Origin of the sequence: Pseudooceanicola profundi (genome assembly GCF_050897955.1) — a bacterium.
Classification (GTDB): domain Bacteria; phylum Pseudomonadota; class Alphaproteobacteria; order Rhodobacterales; family Rhodobacteraceae; genus Pseudooceanicola.
In genome coordinates this window covers 1,754,635-1,773,223 of the sequence record NZ_JBPAXZ010000001.1, presented here as the reverse complement: position 1 = coordinate 1,773,223, position 18,589 = coordinate 1,754,635, and the positions used below count along the sequence as shown (strand labels likewise).

Sequence of the window (18,589 nt, the reverse complement as noted above, 5' to 3'; positions counted from 1 at the left end):
GTCAGCCGCCGTTTTTCTGAAGGTCCTGCGCCACCTTGAGAGGTGCTGCGCCTTCCTCGGCCAGGACGGCATCTAGGCCGACTTTCAGCTTGCGCCGAATACGGGCCGCATCCTGATCCTGCGGGCTGAAGGACAGCGCACGGTTCCACTGGAACGCGGCCTCCATCCGGCGCCCGACGGCCCAGTAGACATCGCCGAGGTGATCGGTCACGACGGGATCGACGGGCATCAGTTCCGTTGCGCGTTCCATATGGCTGACCGCGTCCTGATATTGCCCCATCCGGTAGAGCGCCCAGCCCAGGCTGTCCAGGATATAGCCGCTGTCGGGCTGTGCCTCCACGGCCTCTTCGATCATGGCGAGTGCTTCGTCGAGCTTTTCGTTCTTTTCGACAAGCGAGTAGCCAAGGTAGTTCAGCACACGCGGTTGGCCGGGGTTCAGTTCCAGCGCTTCGCGGAAGTCGGCTTCGGCATCTGTCCACTGGCCCAGACGCTCCTGGCTGATGCCGCGCGCATAGTGGATGAACCAGCGGGTTCCATCGTCGTCTTTCGCCAGCTCCAGCGCTTTGTCATAGGCGGCCACCGCATCCATGTAGCGGTCCATGGTGCGCAGCAGATCGCCGCGCGTGGTGTGGACCACCGGCAGGTCGCCATGGCTGACAACGAGCTGGTCCAGTACTTCGAGCGCGGCGTCTTCGCGGCCTGCTTTGGACAGCGCATCGGCCCGGCCCAGCTCTGCGGCGTGGAAGGCGGGGTTGTCGCGCGGCACCCGGCGATAGGTGCGGGTGGCCAGCTCCGGCCGGCCCATATCTTCGAGCAGTTCGGCAGACAGCAGAATGGCGTCGACATGATCGGCGCGCAAATATTCGGCGACGCGGGAATAGATCAGCGTGTAGTCATCCGTGGCCTCACCACGAAGGGCCCCTGCGACCGAGTAGAAAATTTCGGACACGCCATCGGTGATATTGGTGACATGGGTAAAGGGCAGCGTATCGCCTGCCTTGAGCCGGTCCCGCAGATCGAGCAGGCCGGGGTCCAGATCGGCGCCGAAGAGCTGTTCCAGCAGGGCAAGGGCATCGGCGTTGCGGTCCAGCTGGCTGAGCACTTCGATCCGCGCCATCGCGCCGCGGCGGGTCATCTGAAGCGGGCCTGCGCTTTCGTCGGAATAAATCGCCTCGGAGGCCTCAAAGTCGCCGACCATCGCGAGGGCGAGCGATTTGTGGTACATGGCAAAGCCGTAGAGCCCCTGGGTCTGGGCAACTTTGTCGAATTGGGACAAGGCGGCGGACATGTCGCCGGAGCCCAGCTTGGCCCATGCAGACATCAGGCCATCCACCAGCGGTCCGATGCCCCGGTCTTCGTCGACACGTTTCAGAACCGATGTGTAATCGGCATTGTGGAATTCGTAGGCCGACAGGATCGCGCGTGCGATCTGGCTGGAGATCCCGTCTGCTTCCATCCGCTCTGCGATCGAAACCGCCCGGTCAAGATCGCCGGCGGAGAGCTGGGACAGGGCCGCCCCTTCCAGAAGCTGGGGATTATGCGGTGCCTCACCCAGAGCGCGCATGTAGTAATAAACCGCGGTGTCAAAATCGCTCGACAGCCGGGCCTGTCTGGCGGCCAGATAGTCGCCCGCGTTCCCGGCCAGGGCCGGTGCCACGAGGGATGTCGAGAGCGCGAGCGTTGCCGCCGCGGTGAGGATGCGCCAAGTGCCTTTAGTCTTCATGCCAATCTGCCCTTCTTCCCGTCACAGAAGCGTAATGGACAGTTGGGGGGCAACGCAATGAGGGGCAGGAAAACCTGCCCCTCAATGTAACTAAATTGTTCTTCCGGGTGAACTGCGCGTCAGGGCTGCTCACATATTGGGATAATTCGGCCCGTCGCCACCCTGCGGGGTTGTCCAGTTGATGTTCTGCGAGGGGTCCTTGATGTCGCAGGTCTTGCAGTGGACGCAGTTCTGGAAGTTGATGACGAATTTCGGGTCGCTGCCCTCTTCCGTCACAAATTCGTACACACCGGCCGGGCAGTAGCGGGCGGAGGGGCCGGCGAATTTGGGCAGGTTCACACCGACCGGAATCGACGGGTCCTTGAGCTTGAGGTGCGCCGGCTGCGATTCCTCGTGGTTGGTCATCGAGAAGCTGACGTTGGTCAGCCGGTCGAAGCTGAGCTTGCCGTCGGGCTTGGGGTAGTCGATGGGCTGATGTTTGTCGGCGGGTTCCGTCGCCTCCGCGTCGGATTTGCCGTGACCGATCGTACCCAGCAGCGAAAAGCCGAAGGTGTTGGTCCACATGTCCAGCCCACCGATCGCCAGCGAGGGAAAGAGGCCGTATTTGGACCAGAGCGGTTTGACGTTGCGGACCTTCTTGAGGTCCTTGCCGATGGCGCCGGTGCGGACCTCTGCCTCGTAATCGGTGAGCTCGTCACCCTCACGGCCTGCCTGGATTGCCGCATAGGCGGCCTCGGCCGCGGCCTTGCCCGAGAGCATGGCGTTATGGTTGCCCTTGATGCGCGGGACGTTGACCATACCGACGGAGCACCCCAGCAGGGCGGCGCCGGGGACGGTCATCTTGGGCATGGACTGATAGCCGCCCTCGGTGATGGCGCGGGCGCCATAGGCCACACGTTTGCCGCCCTCCAGCAGCTCCGCCACCATCGGATGATGTTTGAAGCGCTGGAATTCCATATAGGGGTAGAGATAGGGGTTCTTGTAGTTCAGGTGGACAACGAACCCGACGTAGACCTGATTGTTATCAAGGTGGTAGATGAAGGAGCCGCCGCCGGCCTTCGATCCCAGCGGCCAGCCCATGGTGTGGGTGACCGTGCCTTCGCGGTGCTTGGCCGGGTCGATCTCCCAGATCTCTTTCATGCCGATGCCGAATTTCTGCGGCTCGTGCCCTTCGGACAGCTCGTACTTGTTGATCAGCTCTTTCGCGAGCGATCCGCGCACGCCTTCGGAGATGAAGACGTATTTGCCGTGCAGCTCCATGCCCGGCTCCGTGTTCGGCCCGATGGAGCCGTCGGCTTCCAGCCCGAAGACGCCAGCGACAACGCCCTTCACGCGGTCGCCGTCATAGACGATCTCGGAGGCAGCCATGCCGGGGAAGACCTCGACGCCCAGTTCTTCGGCCTGTTCGGCCATCCAGCGGCAGACGTTGCCCATGGACACGATGTAGTTGCCGTGATTGTTCATCAGCGGCGGCATAGGGAAGTTGGGGACGCGGATCTTGCCGGCCTCGCCCAGGACGTAGAAGTTGTCTTCCTTCACCGGCACGGTGATCGGGGCGCCCTTTTCCTTCCAGTCGGGGATCAGCGCGTCGAGGCCGCAGGTGTCCAGAACTGCGCCCGACAGGATATGCGCGCCCACTTCGGAGCCCTTCTCCAGCACGACCACGCTGATTTCGGGATCAAGCTGCTTGAGACGGATCGCGGCTGACAGGCCAGCGGGGCCCGCGCCCACGATGACCACGTCATATTCCATTGCCTCGCGTTCAACTTCCGACATGTCGTTTCCTTCTCCCAAGCGGGTCCTTGCGAAATTTTGTTTCGCAGTGATTATCCCGCTGCCATGCAGCGGGTCAATCAGGACCAAGTGTATTTCACCGGTTAATGCGCGGAAATCATCGGTTTTCCGCAGCGTCCTCCTCCGGGCGGTCGCCCAGGAGGTAGCGCGGGCCGCTGCCTTTTCGAGCGGCGCGGTCACCAGGATTATAGAGACGGCATTTGTCGAGCGAGAGGCAGCCGCAGCCGATACAGCCGTCCAGATCGTCGCGCAGCCGTTCCAGCGCGGCGATCCGCTGGTTCAGGTCGCTGCGGTAGAGCGTCGACAGGCGGCGCCAGTCGGCGGCGGTGGGGGTGCGGCCCTTGGGCAGGGTGGACAGCTGGTCGCGGATCTCTGCGATCGAGAATCCCAGCTTTTGCGCGATCATCACGAAGGAGAGGCGGCGGATGTCGGCCTTCTGGAACTGGCGCTGACCGCCGGGACCGCGGTCGGGCGACACCAGCCCCTGGTCTTCGTAGAACCGGATGGCAGACACGGCGAGGCCTGTGCGCTCTGCCAGATGGCCAATCTGTATCCCTCTGAATTTCATGCGATCTTTCTTATTGATCTGAATATTTGTTGAGGTTTTATCTTGTGGCCTGATCAAAATGAAAGGAAAAATTCATGATCAGGTTGGAACATGCCAATGTCACGGTGTCGGACCCGAAGGCCACAGCGCGCTGGCTGTGTGAGGTGTTTGGCTGGGATATCCGCTGGGAAGGGCCGGGGATGCAGACCGGCTACACCGTCCATGTCGGCACAGGCGACAGCTACGTCGCGCTCTTTTCCTATGGAGAGGCAAAGGGGGAGGTGCCGGACAGCTACCGGACCGTGGGCATGCTGAATCACCTTGCTGTTTTCACGGAGGAGGAGATCGGAAAGGTTGAAACGCGGGTCTGGGCGGCCGGGTTCACGCCGATCAATCACGGGGAGTATGCGCCGGGCAAACGGTTCTATTTCCACGACCGGGACGGGATCGAATGGGAGGTCGCCTCGCATCAAAGATGAGCCAAAGCGCTTGCATTTGGCGGCCCGATTGGGTGAGGTATGCCGCACTAGAGATTTATGAAGGGGCCTGACCGCGGGCCCCTTCGTTATTGCCGCCGGAGGGAGCAATGGAAAAGATACCGATGACGCGCGCGGGCTTCACCGCCCTGGAGACCGAGCTGAAGCAGCTCAAGAGCGTGGAGCGTCCGGCAATCATTCAGGCCATCGCAGAGGCCCGCGAGCTGGGCGATCTGTCGGAAAACGCCGAATACCATTCCGCGCGCGAAAAGCAGTCCTTCATCGAGGGCCGGATCAAGGAGCTGGAGGGTGTGTTGTCGCTGGCCGATGTGATCGATCCGACCACTCTGTCCGGCAATGTGAAATTCGGCGCCCGGGTCACCGTGGTCGACGAGGATACGGACGAGGAAAAGGTCTGGCGGATCGTTGGCGAATACGAAGCCAATATCGAAAAGGGCCTGTTGAACATCAAAAGCCCCATCGCCAGAGCTCTTATCGGCAAGGACGAAGGCGATTCTGTCGAAGTGCGGACGCCCGGCGGTGAGAAAGCCTACGAAATTCTTAAAATTGAGTATAACTGACCGGGCTTCCGGCACAGAATCTCCGGGGGCGCAGAGCGCTGACTGATGACCGATTTGAGCGACACCCGCCCGACTCCGATGGGGGTCTATGATAAGCCAGACCGCGACGGGTTGACGGCCGCAGAGGTCATCGCACTGATCCTGTCCGTGCTGTGGCTGCTGGGGACGGGCAGTCTGTTCCTTTTCCTGCGGGACCCGGGGCAGCAGCCCGAGATGCAGTTCGATGTGCTGAACTTCGTTATGGTGCTGCTGGCGATTTTCATGCCCGTGGCCCTGATGTGGGTTGCCGCGATGGTGTCGCGGTCGGCGCGGACGATGCGGTCGGAAAGCCGCCGGATAGAGGCGGCCATCGACACGATCCGGGTCTCTTTCCAGCCCGATTTGTCCGGCACGACCGGGGCCACCGCCGGGTCCATCAGCCGAAAACTGGACGAGATCGCCGCTGCGCAGCGCAAGACCGAGGCGTCGCTGGCGACATTCCATTCGATTCGCGGTGAAGCCCCCTCACGGCCCGAACCGCCGGCCAAAATCGAGGAGCCGGGCGATGGTCAGCCCAGCCTTCCGCTGGACAATCTGCCAGAGGACAGCGATGTCGATCTTCCGCGCGATGTGTATCTGCGGGCGCTGAACTTCCCCGAAACGGCCGAGGACGAGGACGGGTTCACGGCGTTGCGCCACGCGCTGAAGGACCGTCAGACGGCGGCGCTGATCCAGGCGGCGCAGGATGTCCTGACGTTGCTGAGCCAGGACGGCATTTATATGGACGATCTCAGTCCGGACATGGCGCGGCCCGAAACATGGCGCCGGTTCGCCAATGGGGAGCGTGGACGTGTGGTCGCGGCGCTCGGCGGGGTCCGGGACAGGTCTTCGCTGGCGCTCACCGCAGGGCGCATGCGGCAGGATCCGGTTTTCCGGGACGCGGCGCACCATTTCATCCGCATCTTCGACCGTATGTTTGTCGAGTTTGAGAAAACCGCAAGCGATCAGGAGATTACGGAACTGTCCGAAACCCGGACAGCCCGGGCCTTTATGCTGCTGGGGCGGGTCGCGGGTACGTTCAACTGATTTCGACCGGACAAGGGATTGGCCGAGGGTCGACTTTGGGCTGACCCGGGGCCGTTACAGTCCGATCCGGTCCGCGATGAACGCGGCAATTTCCTGAGTGTCGTTCAGGTCCAGCACGGGATGATCGTAAGGGCCGAGCGTTTCCGGCGCATCGCTGGCAATGGCGAGCACGGTCGGGTCCTCATGGGCAAATGGCGCCTTACCAGTGTCGCGGCGGTGGGTTTCGATCTTGGGATGGGCGCCGGTCTTGTATCCCTCGACCAGCAGCAAATCGACGGGTGAGAGACGCGGCAGCAGCTCGTTCAGATCGGGTTCGGGCTGATCCCTGAGTTCGTGCATCAGCGCCCAGCGGCTTCCGGACACGACAAGGACTTCCTGCGCGCCGGCTAGACGGTGCCGATGACTATCCTTGCCGGGCTGATCCAGATCGACACGGTGATGGGTATGCTTGACCGTCGATACCGACAGGCCGCGGGCGGTGAATTCTGTCACCAGCCGTTCCATCAGACCGGTTTTGCCGGAATTCTTCCAGCCGGCAATTCCAAAGATCTTCACGTGCGCGCCCCTGACAGCTCTTCGGCCCGGCGCAGATCTTCCGGACGATTGATATTGTAAAACGGGTCCAGCTGCGTGGCCGGAAACTCCGCCAGACCTGGGTCCAGCCGATCGACCCAGTCCGACATGCGCCGTGTGCCCTGATCGAGGGCGCGCGACAAATCCTGTGCCAGCTCTGTTGGCCATATGCCGACGACAGGATGGCGGCGCCCCGCACTTATTGCGATGGCAGGACGATCGGGGCGGGGTTCCTGCGCCAGCAGAAGACGCGGGACAAGGTCCTGGGGCAGGAAAGGCGTGTCGGCGGGAAGGGTTATCACCCGGTCGGCCCCGATGCCGCGGGCCCAGTTCAGCGCCGCCAGCACGCCGGCCAGCGGGCCCCGGTCGTCTTTTTCGTCGCTGATCACCGGAAGACCGTAGTGGGCGAACCGTTCCGGGGCACCATTGGCGTTCAGTGCGACAGGTCCGGCCTGCGGGGTCACCCGGGCGAGGATGTGGTCCAGCAAGGGCTGCCCGCCAAGGGGCATCAGGCATTTGTCGCCGCCGCCCATGCGGCGCGCCCTGCCTCCGGCAAGGATGACGGCCGGCGGCGGCATCATTGGCAAAGCAGCCAAATGGCGGGTGCAAAGGCGGCTGTGTGAGGAAGGGGGAATTGCATTGAAGCTGGCACTGCACTAGTCGGATATCTTTACCAGTTTATGAGAAGCCGAGGATGTCCTCCACTCCGAATAGCATATATTGGCGCGGTGTGCGGGACGGTCTGCCGTTTCTTCTGATCGTGTCTCCCTTTTCGCTTCTGTTCGGCGTGATGGCGACGGAATCGGGTCTGAACGTTCTGGAAGCGCTGAGCTTTTCCGTCGTGGTGATTGCCGGCGCGGCGCAGTTCACCGCGCTTCAGCTGTTGCAGCACGATACACCGACCATTGTGGTGATCCTGTCGGCGCTGGCGGTGAACCTGCGGATGGCCATGTATTCGGCTTCGCTGACACCGCATCTGGGGGCGGCACCGATCTGGAAGCGGGCACTGGCGGCCTATCTGACGGTTGATCAGTCCTATGCCCTCAGCATCACGACATTCGAACGTAATCCCGAATGGGATGCGGGGCGAAAGATGAGCTATTTTTTCGGCGTCGTGACACCGATCGTTCCGGCCTGGTACGCGCTGACGGTGGTCGGGGCGCTGGTGGGCAGCAGCATTCCCCCGGAATACGCATTGGATTTTGCCATGCCGATCACCTTTATCGCCATGATTGCGCCCATGCTGCGGTCCGTGCCGCATCTTGTGGCGGCTGTTGTCGCGGTGGTTTCGGCCTTGGCTCTGGTCTGGCTGCCTTATAACTTCGGGCTGATCATCTCGGCTGTACTGGGCATGATGGCAGGCGCACAGACAGAGAAAAGGCTTTTGCCACGGCTTGATGAGGTCCAATCGTGATCGATAATCTCGACCTCTGGATTGTGATCGTGGCCCTTGGCGTCGGGAGCTTTGCGCTGCGGTTTGCCTTTACCGGCATCGTCGGTGACCGGAAAATGCCGGACTGGCTGCTCAGGCATCTCAGATATACTGCCGTCGCCGTGCTGCCCGCGCTGGTTGCGCCTCTGGTCGTATGGCCGGCTGCAACGGGGGGCGAGCCTGATATCGCGCGGATCGGGGCTGCGCTTGTGGCCCTGCTGGTCGGGCTGATGTCGCGCAGGACCTTTCTGGCGATTGCTGCGGGGATCGCGGCGCTCTACCTTCTTTTGTGGCTATAGGTCGGGGCGCTCGTCGAATTTTTGCGCACTGATGACCCGTGTCTGCGGGAACATGTCCTCGGTCAGTTCGGATATCTTTGCGCCCGGCATCTGGTCCAGCTGCTGGCCCAGTTTTTTCGGCGAATAGGTTTCCTGCAGCGCAGCGAAGGCCGGTTCAGATTTCAGAATTTCGATTGTGCTCACGGCACAATGCGCCGGTGCCGCGGGCCCCTGCGCCTTGGCTGCACGCAACAGTCTTTCGGCGGTTTCGGAAGACACTGCGAAACTATGGGTCCGAACCCGGAACGAATGCCGTTCATGGACCGAGAAATAGGCTTTTTCGACGCCGGGAGAATAGCCGTACAGGATATCGCCTGACCTCGGCACGCCTTCCGCTTCGAAGCCGCTGGCTGGGTCGTAGAGCACACGCTCCGATGCGTTGATCAAAAGCGCCGTGTGGGTTCCGCTGCCCGACGCCTTGTTCACTACGGTATAGACCGTCACCTCCGGCGGCTTGGCGCTTCGGTAGGCGGCCGCGGCCAGCTGTTCTGGCGGCAGGATTTGCGGGTTGCGCGGCGCGCAGGCCGGCAGGGCAAGCACGATCAGAAGCGCAGATAAGCGTGTCAGCATGAGGGGAGCAGGGCCGATCAGGGAATCAGGCCGGTGCTTCAGGTGTTGAACAGGGCGAGGAAGATCAGCACGCCGATAGAGATCCCTGCCACCCAGGTCGACGCCTTGATGAAGCCATCGAAGGTTTTCTCCTGGACGGTGATGTCCATCTCGCCATGCTTGTGCTCGGCCATAGGGCGCTCCTGATCGGTCAAAGGTCTGTCCCGGCGTGATTAGCCGATCCCCGCGCGCATGTCACGCCTCTGCCTCCTGCTGCGACGTCTTTTCCAGGTCGCGGCGCAGGCGAAAGCCGATCCGCTGCGGTTCTGCCGTTTCCACAAGCTTTGGCGTGGCGCGAAGCATGACCGACAGCTGGGTGACATGCTGGACCAGCTGGGTGCGGGCGCCGGTGCCATCGGTGCCGTAAAAGGTCACGATGTCGGGTTCGAAAAACCCCATGCCCTCGATCCGGATGACGCCTGTATCGCCCCCGGCAAACCCCATGGCGACCTCATGGTCGCTGTCCAGCGTCGCCTCGAACTTCTGGATATAGAGGATCAGCCGCTCATAAGCCCATTCGGCGGGACTTTTCGCCTTGGCCGGTTTGTCGGTCACATGATCGGTCGACAATTCCTCGCCTTCGGGGCGGTTGTCATAGCACCGGGGCAGGGCGTCGGCCTCATAGGCCTCTGCGCTGGTGGCGATCTTGTCATCCATTGGCGGGCCTCCTTCAGGACCTTGTGGCCGTGCTACAGCGTCTGCCACATATAAGCACCGTCCTCGCGCAGGGTGCGACTGGCCTGGCCGATCCGGTGCAGGTGCTGAAGGTGGGCATAGGCCTCTACCATGGCAAGGCCATAGATGGCGTCAACGATCTCCCGCTTGAAAAGGGGGGAGAAGCAGTCGACCGCCACCCGTGGCTCCGCGATATGTTTCTTGAGCCGATCGAGCGCGGTGTGGTGGTTCACGATCAGGTCGTTCATCCGGCGCGGCAGGCCGGTGAAGGGCAGCTTGTGGCCGCCGATGACGAAATGATCCTCCCGCGCGAGGGTCTGGAGACGTTCGCAGGCTTCCAGCCAGTCGGCCAGCGGGTCGGCCTCGGGCTCTGCCGGCTGGACGCCGACATTGGGGCTGATCGTTGGCAGGACCTGATCGCCCGCGATCACGAGATTGTCGTCGCGGGACCAGAGTGTCACATGTTCCGGCGCATGGCCGTTGCCCATGTGGACGTCCCAGTCGCGCCCGCCCGCTCGTATGACGTCTCCCTGCTGGATGCGGGTATGGCCGACCGGCACCGGGTGCACGATATCGGCAAAGTTGAACGGCCGCTCCGACATCCGTTTTGCCAGCTTTTCGGCGGGCATGCCGGCGCGTTTCCAGTAGGTTATGGCGGCCTGCGTTGGTAGCGGCTCCTCGTCCAGAACCAGCATCCGCGTCAGCAGGTATGTGGTGCGGGAGGACCAGTGCTCCACCCCGTGGTTCGTCATGAACCAGCCCAGCATGCCGACATGGTCCGGATGGTGGTGGGTAGAGATAATGCGGGTGACGGGTTTGCCCCTGAGCGGGCCGGCAAGGATCTGTTCCCATACCTTCACGGTGTCCTGCGTGTAGGTGCCGGTATCCACCAATGTCCAGCCATCGCCATCGTCCAGCGCGACTACATTGACCCATTTGAGCGCCATAGGCAGCGGGATCGCTATCCACAATACGCCTTCGGCCACCTCCACGGCTTCGCCGGGACCGGGGAGATCAGGGAAAGGGAAGGAGAGGGCGGCGTGGTCCGAGGGACTCACGCCTCAAGCTCCTCGGCGGTCAGCGCATAGAGGTCTTCGGCCCCGCAGGTGGCATGCGCCAGATGACCGACATGTTCGGGCAGCAGGCGGGTGATGTAATAGAGCGCGAGCTTGGTCCGCGGGCCACCGTCAGTTTCGGTCATCGCGGCCTTGAGGTGGTAATGGGCGCCCAGCACGCGGGCAAAGCCCAGCAGATAGGGGACGGCACCGGCGAAACGGTCGTTCAGGTCCTGCTGTGACAGCATCCATTCCGTCGCCTCGCGCAGCGTCTCCGCCGCCTCCCAGACGGCGGCGCCCAGTTCGGGCAGGGTGGCGCGGGCCTTTTCGGCCGTGCCCTCGATCTCCTCGATGATGGCATAGGCGGCCTCGCCCCCGTCCATCAGCTTGCGGGCGACCATGTCCATGGCCTGAATGCCATTGGTGCCCTCGTAGATCGCGGTGACGCGGACATCGCGGCTGTATTGCGCGGCGCCGGTTTCCTCGATGAAGCCCATGCCGCCATGCACCTGCACGCCCAGTTCGGACACGCGGATGCCGGTTTCCGTGCCAAAGGCCTTGGCGATGGGGGTGAGGAAGGCGGCGCGCGCCTCCCATCCCTTGTCGCCGGTGGCGTGGGACATGTCGATGGCGACGGAACAGGCCAGGGCGATGGCGCGGGCGGCGAAGGTGTCGGCCTTCATCGTGGTCAGCATGCGGCGCACATCGGCATGGTCGATGATCGTGCCGGTGCCGCCCTTGCCCTCCAGCGGGGTGCGGCCCTGCTTGCGGTCCATCGCATAGGCATGGGCGTGCTGCAGCGCGGCCTCTGCCGTGCCGACGCCCTGCATGCCAACGGCGAGGCGGGCGTTGTTCATCATGGTGAACATCGCGGCCATGCCCTTGTGTTCCTCGCCAATGAGCCAGCCGGTGGCATTGTCATACTGCATCACGCAGGTCGGCGAGCCATGCAGGCCCATCTTGTGTTCCAGCGAGACGACGCGGAGCGTATTGGCCTCGCCCAGGGTGCCATCCTCATTCGGGATATACTTCGGCACCATGAAAAGGCTGATGCCCTTGGTGCCTGGCGCCGCATCGGGCAGGCGGGCAAGGACCGCGTGGCAGATATTGCCGCCGAAATCGTGATCGCCCCAGGAGATGTAGATCTTCTGGCCGGAGATCGCATAGGTGCCATCACCATTCGGCACGGCCTTGGTTGTCAGCGCGCCCACATCCGACCCGGCCTGCGGTTCGGTCAGGTTCATGATGCCCGACCATTCGCCGGAGATCAGCTTGGGCAGATAGAGCTCTTTCATCCAGTCGGGCGCATGTTTCTGCAGCGCGTCGATCTGGCCCTGCGTCAGCAGCGGGTTCAGCCCCAGCGACAGGCAGGCGCCGGAGAAGATATCGTTCACCACGCTGGTCAGGGTGTGGGGCAGGTCCATGCCGCCCCATTCCTCGGGGGCCGAGAGTCCCATCCAGCCGCCTTCGGCAAAGGCCTTGAACCCTTCGGCAAAGCCTTTGGAGGTGCGCACGACGCCGTTCTCCAGCCGGGCCGGATCGGTGTCGCCATTGCGGTTCAGCGGGGCCAGAATGTCGTCAGCCAGCCGCCCGACTTCGGTCAGGATGGCGTCGACCGTGTCGGTCGTTGCCTCCGCATAATCTTCGGTGGCGGAGACTTTGTCGAAATCCACGACATTCTCCAGAACGAACTTATACTCTGAAACCGGGGTACGATACGGCATGTTGTCCTCCTCTTCACACCGCCCGATGCTTGGCAAGCGACGTAACGTCTTCTATGCACATCTTCTGTGGGGAAGGCTAGTGACCCGCCCGGGCCGCGCAACCCCAAACGCGGCGTCACGGAAAGGTCCTGCCCATGACAGAGCTCCTAAGCCCCGATCCGATTGGTCTGGCGCGCGCGGCTGCCCTGCTGCGCGGCGGGGCGGTTGTGGCGATCCCGACAGAGACGGTTTATGGTCTGGCCGGGAATGCCGCCGATGATCAGGCGGTTGCCGGAATCTACGCGGCCAAGGGGCGGCCCAGTTTCAATCCCCTGATTGTGCATGTCGCGGACCGCGCCGGGGTCGACCGGCTGGTTGAGGTCGGGGCAGAGGCGGAAAAGCTGATCGCCGCCTTCTGGCCGGGGCCCCTGACGCTGGTTCTGCCGTTGAAGGAGGGCGCGCCGGTGTCGCCGCTGGTCACGGCCGGGCTGCCGACGCTGGCGGTGCGCATGCCCGCGCATCCGCTGGCGCGTGATCTGCTGACGGTCTTCGGTGGAGGGCTGGCGGCGCCCTCGGCCAACCCGTCGGGCCGGATCAGCCCGACAGAGGCGGCGCATGTGCTCTCGGGCCTCGACGGCGAAATCGCGGCGGTGGTCGATGGCGGGCGATGCGGTGTTGGGCTGGAAAGCACGATCGTCGGATTTGACGATGCCGGCCGGGCCGTGGTGCTGCGCGAAGGCGGCGTCACGGCGGAGCGGCTGGCGGAGGTGCTGGGCTATCCTCTCGATACCCGCGCGGAGGGCGAGGCGATCAATGCGCCGGGGCAGATGACCTCTCATTACGCGCCGCAGGGCGTGATGCGTCTGAACGCGACAGTCGCGGAACCGGGAGAGGTGATGCTGGGGTTCGGCGCGACGGGGGGTGATCTGACCCTTTCGGCCTCCGGAGACCTGATCGAAGCCGCGTCAAATCTGTTCCGCATGATGCATGCGCTAGACGAGATGGGGGCGGAGCGGATCGCGGTGGCGCCTGTCCCCGACGAAGGTCTGGGCCGGGCGATCAACGACCGTCTGCGCCGCGCAGCCGCGCCGCGCTAGGCGCGTCCGGATGCGCTCGACAGTGACAGCGCCGAGATTTTTTCGTTCTTCAGGGCTGCTTCCCATTTGGCGGCATCCGGGGTGGCAAAGATGAGCCGCATCGGGGCGTCCCCGATCAGCCAGGCGTTCTGCGCGATCTCTGCCTCAAGCTGGCCGGGCCCCCAGCCGCAATAGCCCAGAAAGACCATGGCGACATCCGGTCCGGTCCCCTCGCTCAGATCTTCGAGGATATCCAGGGTGCCGGTCAGACAGATATCCTCTGTCACGGGCATGGTGGAGATGGCGCTGGAATATTCGGACGAATGCAGAACGAAACCGCGCTCCTGCTCGACCGGGCCGCCGGAATAGACCGGCATATCGCTCTGATCTTCTTCCATATCGAGATCGAGCTGATCGGCAAGGTCGGCCAGCGTGACCTCGTCTGTCGGGAGGTTCACAATCAGACCCATGGCGCCCTCTTCGCTATGGGCGCACAGCAGGATCACACTGCGGTCGAACCGCGAGTCGCCCATATCGGGCATGGCGATGAGGATTTTTCCGGCAAGCTCTGTGGTAGGGGTCACTGGGGCAGCTTTCGGTGATCTCGGACGTATCCCTTAACCTGAGGCTTTCCGGTCTCAGGTTCAATGCGAAACGCGGTGAAACATCCACTCGCCCGAAAGTGAGTTGGCAGGATGCGGGGCGCGGGGCATGCAAGGTGTCATGAGATACCTTTCGTCCGGCGCATGTGCCGTCGCCTTTGCCCTTGCCAGCGTTCTGCCTGCCCTGTCCGAAACCTTTGCGGATAAGGTTTCGGTACGCGTTCTGCCAGGCTGGCAGGAAAAAGACGGCAGTTTTGTCGCCGCGCTTGACGTCCATCTGGCCAAGGGGTGGAAAACCTACTGGCGTGCGCCGGGCGAGGCGGGGCTGCCGCCGGTCTTTTCCTGGGGCGGGTCGGAAAACGTGCAGGGTGTCCAGGTGATCTGGCCGCGTCCGGACGTCTTTTATCAGAATGGTCTGCGCACAATCGGCTACAAAGAGCGTCTGGTGCTGCCTCTGCGCGTCCTGCCGGGGCAAAGCGGCGGGCAGGTCGCCCTCGGCGGAACAGTCGAGATGGGGATTTGCGAAGATGTCTGCGTGCCCCTGACCGTGACCCTGCCGCCCGTCGAATTGTCGCAGAACACCCGCCGCGTGCCAGATATCGCGGCGGCACTGGCCGAGCGCCCCTTTGCGGCCCGTTCCGCCGGGGTCGGCGGTGTCTCCTGTACGGTTGCTCCCGAAGGCCGCAATCTGGTGCTGACCACGACGATTGAAATGCCCGCCCTGTCCGGGCAGGAGGTGGTTGTCGTCGAACCGGGGGATGCCACGATCTGGGTCCGGGACAGTGTCAGCCGGCGTGACGGCGACCGGCTGGTCACACGGACGGAGCTGATGGATGCCAATGGCGGGGCTTTTGCGCTTGATCGCAGCGCGCTGCGCCTGACGGTTCTGGGCGATGCGCGTGCGGTCGAAATCGACGGGTGTTCCGGCTCTTAGGCCGTCGCTCTCCGGCGCATCGAATAGACGGTGACGGCGGCGATATAGCAGACCAGCAGCAAGACGGCGCAACCTGCAAGAAACGCGACAAAAGCCAGAACCATTGGCGGCCAGTCTTGCGCTCCGGGTATCCCGGTGAGAACGGGCGACAGGGCATCCAGCCAGAGCGTTGCGCCCATTGTGGCCATGGCCCAGCCCAGAATCGCAAGCGTCATGAGCGCCAGCGCCGATCTGAGCCCGACGGCTCTGCGCGTCTTCAGCCCGCGGCGCCAGGCCATCAGGAGCCGGGCGATATCGTTCTGCGCGGCGAGGATCGCGGGGACGATGACCAGAACCAGCACCAGTCCGAAGCCCAGCCCGTAGACCAGGGTAATGACCGTGGGGCGCAGAAACTGCGCCTGGCTCGACTGTTCATACAAAAGCGGGGCCAGCCCGAGCACTGTGGTCAGCGTCGTCAGAAGAACCGGGCGCAAACGGTCCGCCGTCCCGTCGATGATGGAGGGCACCAGGCCGCGCTGTTCGGCGTATTCGTCGATGGTGGTGACCAGAACAATTGAATCGTTGATGATGATCCCGGTCATGCCCAGCAGCCCGACCACAGAGAACATCGACAGCGGAACATCCCAGATGTAGTGCCCGTAAATCGTGCCGATCAGGCCGAAGGGGATGATCGCCATGACCACCAGCGGCCGGGTCCAGCTGGAGAAAACCCAGCACAGGACAAGGTAGATCCCCAACAGGACCAGCGTCAGGCCGCTGCCCGCATCGCTCAGAAAATTCTGCTCCTGTTCGCTCAGTCCAGCCATCTGCCAGTCGACCTGGTAGCGGCTGGCGATATCCGGCAGAATTTCCGTCTCGAGCGTGGTCTGGATCAGGCTGGCGCGGGCCGGATCGTCCTCCGAAATGTCGCCGTTGACCGTGACCACCCTCAGCCCGTTCTCGCGGCGGATCGTGGTGAACCCTTCCTGCCGCTCGACCCGGACGATATCGGAAAGCGGTACATATTCGCCGGCGCCCGACCGCATCAGCGTCCGGTCCAGGAAATCTGCGGTTAGCTCTGCTTCGGGCAGTTCCACGCGGATCTCTGCGCTGCGGGGGCCTTCGGGATAGGTGGCAGCCTCTATCCCGTTAAGGCGATGCCGCAGCACGCGGCCCAGCTCTTCCGGTGTGAAGCCAAGCGCTTTGCCTTGGGGGGTCAGCTCCAGAATGAGCTCCTGCTTGTCATAGGCCAGGCTGTCTTCGACGGCCGAGACTTCGGGGTAGGGCAGAAGCGCCTCTTTCAGCGCTTCGCTGGCCGATTTCAGCCGGGCGCTGTCCGCGCCATAGAACTGAACATCCAGCGCATCGCCGGCGGGCCCCGAGCGCCAGCCGCGAAAACTCAGCTCCTCCGTATAGGGGTGTTGAGCGACCCTTTCCTGCAGGTCGGCCAGGAAGGTGAAACTGGAATAGGGCCGCAGATCGGGATCGATCAGCTCGATCGCGATGCTGCCCAGCAGATCTTCATCTTTCGTGTCCGCCCCGGCCAGGCTGCGGCCGGTGTTTCCCCCGATCTCGGCCAGGGCATAGTCGACCGGATTGGTGCCGTACCTTTCGCCATATTCCGCCCCGAGCGTTTCGACGGCCGATTGCAGTAGTCGCATCTGTTCGATCGTGTCGGCCCGGGATGCCCCCTCGACCATCATGAAATTGCCGGAGATGGAGCCCCGTTCCGGAGAATTGAAGAACCGCCATTGGACATCGCCGCGGATAAAGAGCACGGCCTGGCTTGCCAGCGCCAAGACCACCAGTGCCAGGACCGGATAGCGGGCTTTCACGACGGTCGCGATAAAGGGCCGGAACAGGGTCCGCCGGAACCAGCCAAAGCCCCGGTTCACCTGCCGCGAGGGCCAGTCATACCAGTGGTTTTCACCACTATGCGCCAGTGCATGGGACATATGGTTGGGCAGGATCAGAAAGCATTCGACGAGAGAGGCCAGAAGCACCGCGATAACGGTAAACGGGATATCGGCGATCATTTCTCCGAACCGGCCTTCGATCACTGTCAGGCCGAAAAAGGCGATGACGGTCGTCAGGGTTGCGGAAAACACCGGCAGGGCCATGCGGCGCGCTGCGGTCTCGGCGGCGATGACGGGCGATTCCCCGTGGCGGCGGACGCGGGCATCGGCATGTTCGCCGACGACAATTGCATCGTCCACGACGATGCCCAGCGTGATGATCAGTGCAAACAGGGAAATCATGTTTATCGTCAGGCCGGCCGCATACATGACGGCAATCGCGGCGAACATGGAAACGGGGATCCCGGCGGCAACCCAGAAGGCCGTGCGGGCGTTCAGAAACAGGAACAGCAGCACAACGACCAGGGCAAGCCCGCTGAGCCCGTTGTCGAGCAGGATGTCGAGCCGCCCTGTGATCATTTCCGCCCGGGTCCGGATCAGGTCGATCTCTGTGCCTGCGGGCAATGTCGGCTCCATCTCGGCGGCGACCTTTTCCACCTGGCGCTGGATCTTGATCGCATCACCCTCCTGGGATCGGTCGACCCGGATCGAGATGGCCGGATTGTCGCCTACAAAATAGCCGCGCAGCCGGGAGGTTCCAAAAACCGATACGGTTGCGACATCGCCCACGGTCAGGGTGGTGCCGTCCGGTTCCGTTCTGAGCGGGATCTCGGCGATCTGCGTCGCGCTGCGCTTCGCGATGCCGGTGCGGACCCGGGCGTTCGCGCCGGTCACATCGCCTGCCGGGTCTGTGTCGACCTCGGCGGCGATGGCGGTGGCAATGTCGGACATGGTGATGTCATGCGCGATCAGGCTGACGGAGGGGACTTCCACCAGCGTCTGCGGCGCGGCGACGCCGCGGATGGTCGTGCGGGTGACGCCCTCGGCAAACAGCCGGGTGGCGAATTCATCGGCATACCGGCCCAGCTGATCGGTCGCCAGAGGGCCGGTGATGACAACATCGGTCACACGGTCGCGCCAGGTAGAGCGGCGGATTTCCGGGTCTTCGGCGTCTTCGGGCAGGTTGCTGACCGAATCCATCGCGGCCTGCACGTCATCCTCGGCCCGGGCCATATCCCAGCCGGGCTCAAACTCCAGATTGATCGATGCGCTGCCCTGTCGGGACCGGGACTGAGAACTGGCAACGCCCTCAACAGCCAGAAGCGAGGGTTCCAGCAACTGAACAATGGCCGTGTCGACATCCTCGGCGCCGGCGCCGTCCCAGGTGATCGAGACGGATACCTCGTCCGAGACGATATCGGGAAAAAACTGGGCCCGCATCCGCGGTGTCGCGGTCAGACCCGCCACCAACAGAAGCAGCAGCAGAAGATTGGCGGCCGTGCGGTGCCGGGTGAAATAGGACAGAAGCCCGCCGGCCCCCTGTTTCAGTCCGTCATTCAGCGCCGCCATGG

Annotated in this window: 19 protein-coding genes; 7 read left to right on the top strand and 12 right to left on the bottom strand. The window is 63.2% G+C overall.

Annotated features, from left to right (window positions below; genetic code table 11):
• Nucleotide 1 precedes the first annotated feature (1 nt).
• The 3 genes from ACRARG_RS08800 to soxR form a co-directional block, all read right to left on the bottom strand.
• On the bottom strand, nucleotides 2-1,723 hold the full coding sequence (locus ACRARG_RS08800; RefSeq protein WP_432689641.1) for a tetratricopeptide repeat protein: 1,722 nt from the start codon (nucleotides 1,721-1,723) through the stop codon (nucleotides 2-4).
• A 129-nt stretch (nucleotides 1,724-1,852) separates the two neighbouring features.
• Nucleotides 1,853-3,499, bottom strand: a complete 1,647-nt coding sequence (locus ACRARG_RS08795) for an electron transfer flavoprotein-ubiquinone oxidoreductase (RefSeq protein WP_432689640.1) — start codon at nucleotides 3,497-3,499, stop codon at nucleotides 1,853-1,855.
• 115 nt (nucleotides 3,500-3,614) lie between these two features.
• Entirely contained in the window at nucleotides 3,615-4,085 is a 471-nt protein-coding gene (soxR, locus tag ACRARG_RS08790; protein WP_432689639.1) for a redox-sensitive transcriptional activator SoxR, read from the bottom strand.
• A 74-nt stretch (nucleotides 4,086-4,159) separates the two neighbouring features.
• Here soxR and ACRARG_RS08785 point away from each other — a divergent pair, with 74 nt between their 5' ends.
• The 3 genes from ACRARG_RS08785 (at nucleotide 4,160) to ACRARG_RS08775 (ending at nucleotide 6,186) form a co-directional block, all read left to right on the top strand.
• Nucleotides 4,160-4,543: a VOC family protein gene (locus tag ACRARG_RS08785; RefSeq protein ID WP_432689638.1), complete on the top strand. Its 384-nt coding sequence runs from the start codon at nucleotides 4,160-4,162 to the stop codon at nucleotides 4,541-4,543.
• A 107-nt stretch (nucleotides 4,544-4,650) separates the two neighbouring features.
• Entirely contained in the window at nucleotides 4,651-5,121 is a 471-nt protein-coding gene (greA, locus tag ACRARG_RS08780) for a transcription elongation factor GreA (RefSeq protein ID WP_432689637.1), read from the top strand.
• A 45-nt stretch (nucleotides 5,122-5,166) separates the two neighbouring features.
• A complete protein-coding gene (locus ACRARG_RS08775) occupies nucleotides 5,167-6,186 on the top strand; it encodes a hypothetical protein (protein ID WP_432689636.1) in 1,020 nt (339 codons plus the stop codon).
• A gap of 54 nt (nucleotides 6,187-6,240) precedes the next feature.
• Here the strand turns inward: ACRARG_RS08775 and mobB are convergent, their stop codons facing one another.
• Nucleotides 6,241-6,741, bottom strand: a complete 501-nt coding sequence (mobB, locus tag ACRARG_RS08770) for a molybdopterin-guanine dinucleotide biosynthesis protein B (protein WP_432689635.1) — start codon at nucleotides 6,739-6,741, stop codon at nucleotides 6,241-6,243.
• Nucleotides 6,738-7,337: a molybdenum cofactor guanylyltransferase MobA gene (gene mobA, locus ACRARG_RS08765; protein WP_432689634.1), complete on the bottom strand. Its 600-nt coding sequence runs from the start codon at nucleotides 7,335-7,337 to the stop codon at nucleotides 6,738-6,740. The genes mobB and mobA overlap by 4 nt, the downstream gene beginning before the upstream one ends.
• Nucleotides 7,338-7,453: 116 nt before the next feature.
• Here mobA and ACRARG_RS08760 point away from each other — a divergent pair, with 116 nt between their 5' ends.
• The gene (locus ACRARG_RS08760) at nucleotides 7,454-8,173 is read left to right on the top strand and encodes an AzlC family ABC transporter permease (protein WP_432689633.1); all 720 of its coding nucleotides are present in this window, start codon (nucleotides 7,454-7,456) and stop codon (nucleotides 8,171-8,173) included.
• Complete coding sequence (locus tag ACRARG_RS08755) at nucleotides 8,170-8,490, top strand: branched-chain amino acid transport AzlD family protein (protein ID WP_432689632.1); 321 nt, start codon at nucleotides 8,170-8,172, stop codon at nucleotides 8,488-8,490. Before ACRARG_RS08760 ends, ACRARG_RS08755 begins: the two co-directional genes overlap by 4 nt.
• Here the strand turns inward: ACRARG_RS08755 and ACRARG_RS08750 are convergent.
• The 5 genes from ACRARG_RS08750 to ACRARG_RS08730 all read right to left on the bottom strand — a co-directional run bounded on the left by ACRARG_RS08750 (nucleotide 8,485) and on the right by ACRARG_RS08730 (nucleotide 12,592).
• Entirely contained in the window at nucleotides 8,485-9,099 is a 615-nt protein-coding gene (locus ACRARG_RS08750) for a hypothetical protein (RefSeq protein WP_432689631.1), read from the bottom strand. The genes ACRARG_RS08755 and ACRARG_RS08750 overlap by 6 nt on opposite strands.
• A gap of 38 nt (nucleotides 9,100-9,137) precedes the next feature.
• Nucleotides 9,138-9,272, bottom strand: a complete 135-nt coding sequence (locus tag ACRARG_RS08745; protein ID WP_432689630.1) for an aa3-type cytochrome c oxidase subunit IV — start codon at nucleotides 9,270-9,272, stop codon at nucleotides 9,138-9,140.
• A gap of 61 nt (nucleotides 9,273-9,333) precedes the next feature.
• The gene (locus ACRARG_RS08740; protein ID WP_432689629.1) at nucleotides 9,334-9,795 is read right to left on the bottom strand and encodes a DUF6173 family protein; all 462 of its coding nucleotides are present in this window, start codon (nucleotides 9,793-9,795) and stop codon (nucleotides 9,334-9,336) included.
• Between the two features lie 32 nt (nucleotides 9,796-9,827).
• Complete coding sequence (locus ACRARG_RS08735) at nucleotides 9,828-10,871, bottom strand: MBL fold metallo-hydrolase (protein ID WP_432689628.1); 1,044 nt, start codon at nucleotides 10,869-10,871, stop codon at nucleotides 9,828-9,830.
• Nucleotides 10,868-12,592 (bottom strand): acyl-CoA dehydrogenase, encoded by a 1,725-nt coding sequence (locus ACRARG_RS08730; RefSeq protein WP_432689627.1) that lies wholly within the window; start codon nucleotides 12,590-12,592, stop codon nucleotides 10,868-10,870. The genes ACRARG_RS08735 and ACRARG_RS08730 overlap by 4 nt, the downstream gene beginning before the upstream one ends.
• Before the next feature lie 134 nt (nucleotides 12,593-12,726).
• Here ACRARG_RS08730 and ACRARG_RS08725 point away from each other — a divergent pair, with 134 nt between their 5' ends.
• On the top strand, nucleotides 12,727-13,668 hold the full coding sequence (locus tag ACRARG_RS08725) for an L-threonylcarbamoyladenylate synthase (RefSeq protein WP_432689626.1): 942 nt from the start codon (nucleotides 12,727-12,729) through the stop codon (nucleotides 13,666-13,668).
• Here the strand turns inward: ACRARG_RS08725 and ACRARG_RS08720 are convergent.
• The gene (locus tag ACRARG_RS08720; protein ID WP_432689625.1) at nucleotides 13,665-14,231 is read right to left on the bottom strand and encodes a YqgE/AlgH family protein; all 567 of its coding nucleotides are present in this window, start codon (nucleotides 14,229-14,231) and stop codon (nucleotides 13,665-13,667) included. The genes ACRARG_RS08725 and ACRARG_RS08720 overlap by 4 nt on opposite strands.
• A 139-nt stretch (nucleotides 14,232-14,370) precedes the next feature.
• Here ACRARG_RS08720 and ACRARG_RS08715 point away from each other — a divergent pair, with 139 nt between their 5' ends.
• Nucleotides 14,371-15,183, top strand: coding sequence for a protein-disulfide reductase DsbD domain-containing protein (locus ACRARG_RS08715; protein WP_432689624.1), 813 nt, complete (start codon nucleotides 14,371-14,373; stop codon nucleotides 15,181-15,183).
• Here the strand turns inward: ACRARG_RS08715 and ACRARG_RS08710 are convergent.
• Nucleotides 15,180-18,587, bottom strand: coding sequence for an efflux RND transporter permease subunit (locus tag ACRARG_RS08710; protein ID WP_432689623.1), 3,408 nt, complete (start codon nucleotides 18,585-18,587; stop codon nucleotides 15,180-15,182). The genes ACRARG_RS08715 and ACRARG_RS08710 overlap by 4 nt on opposite strands.
• Nucleotides 18,588-18,589 lie beyond the last annotated feature (2 nt).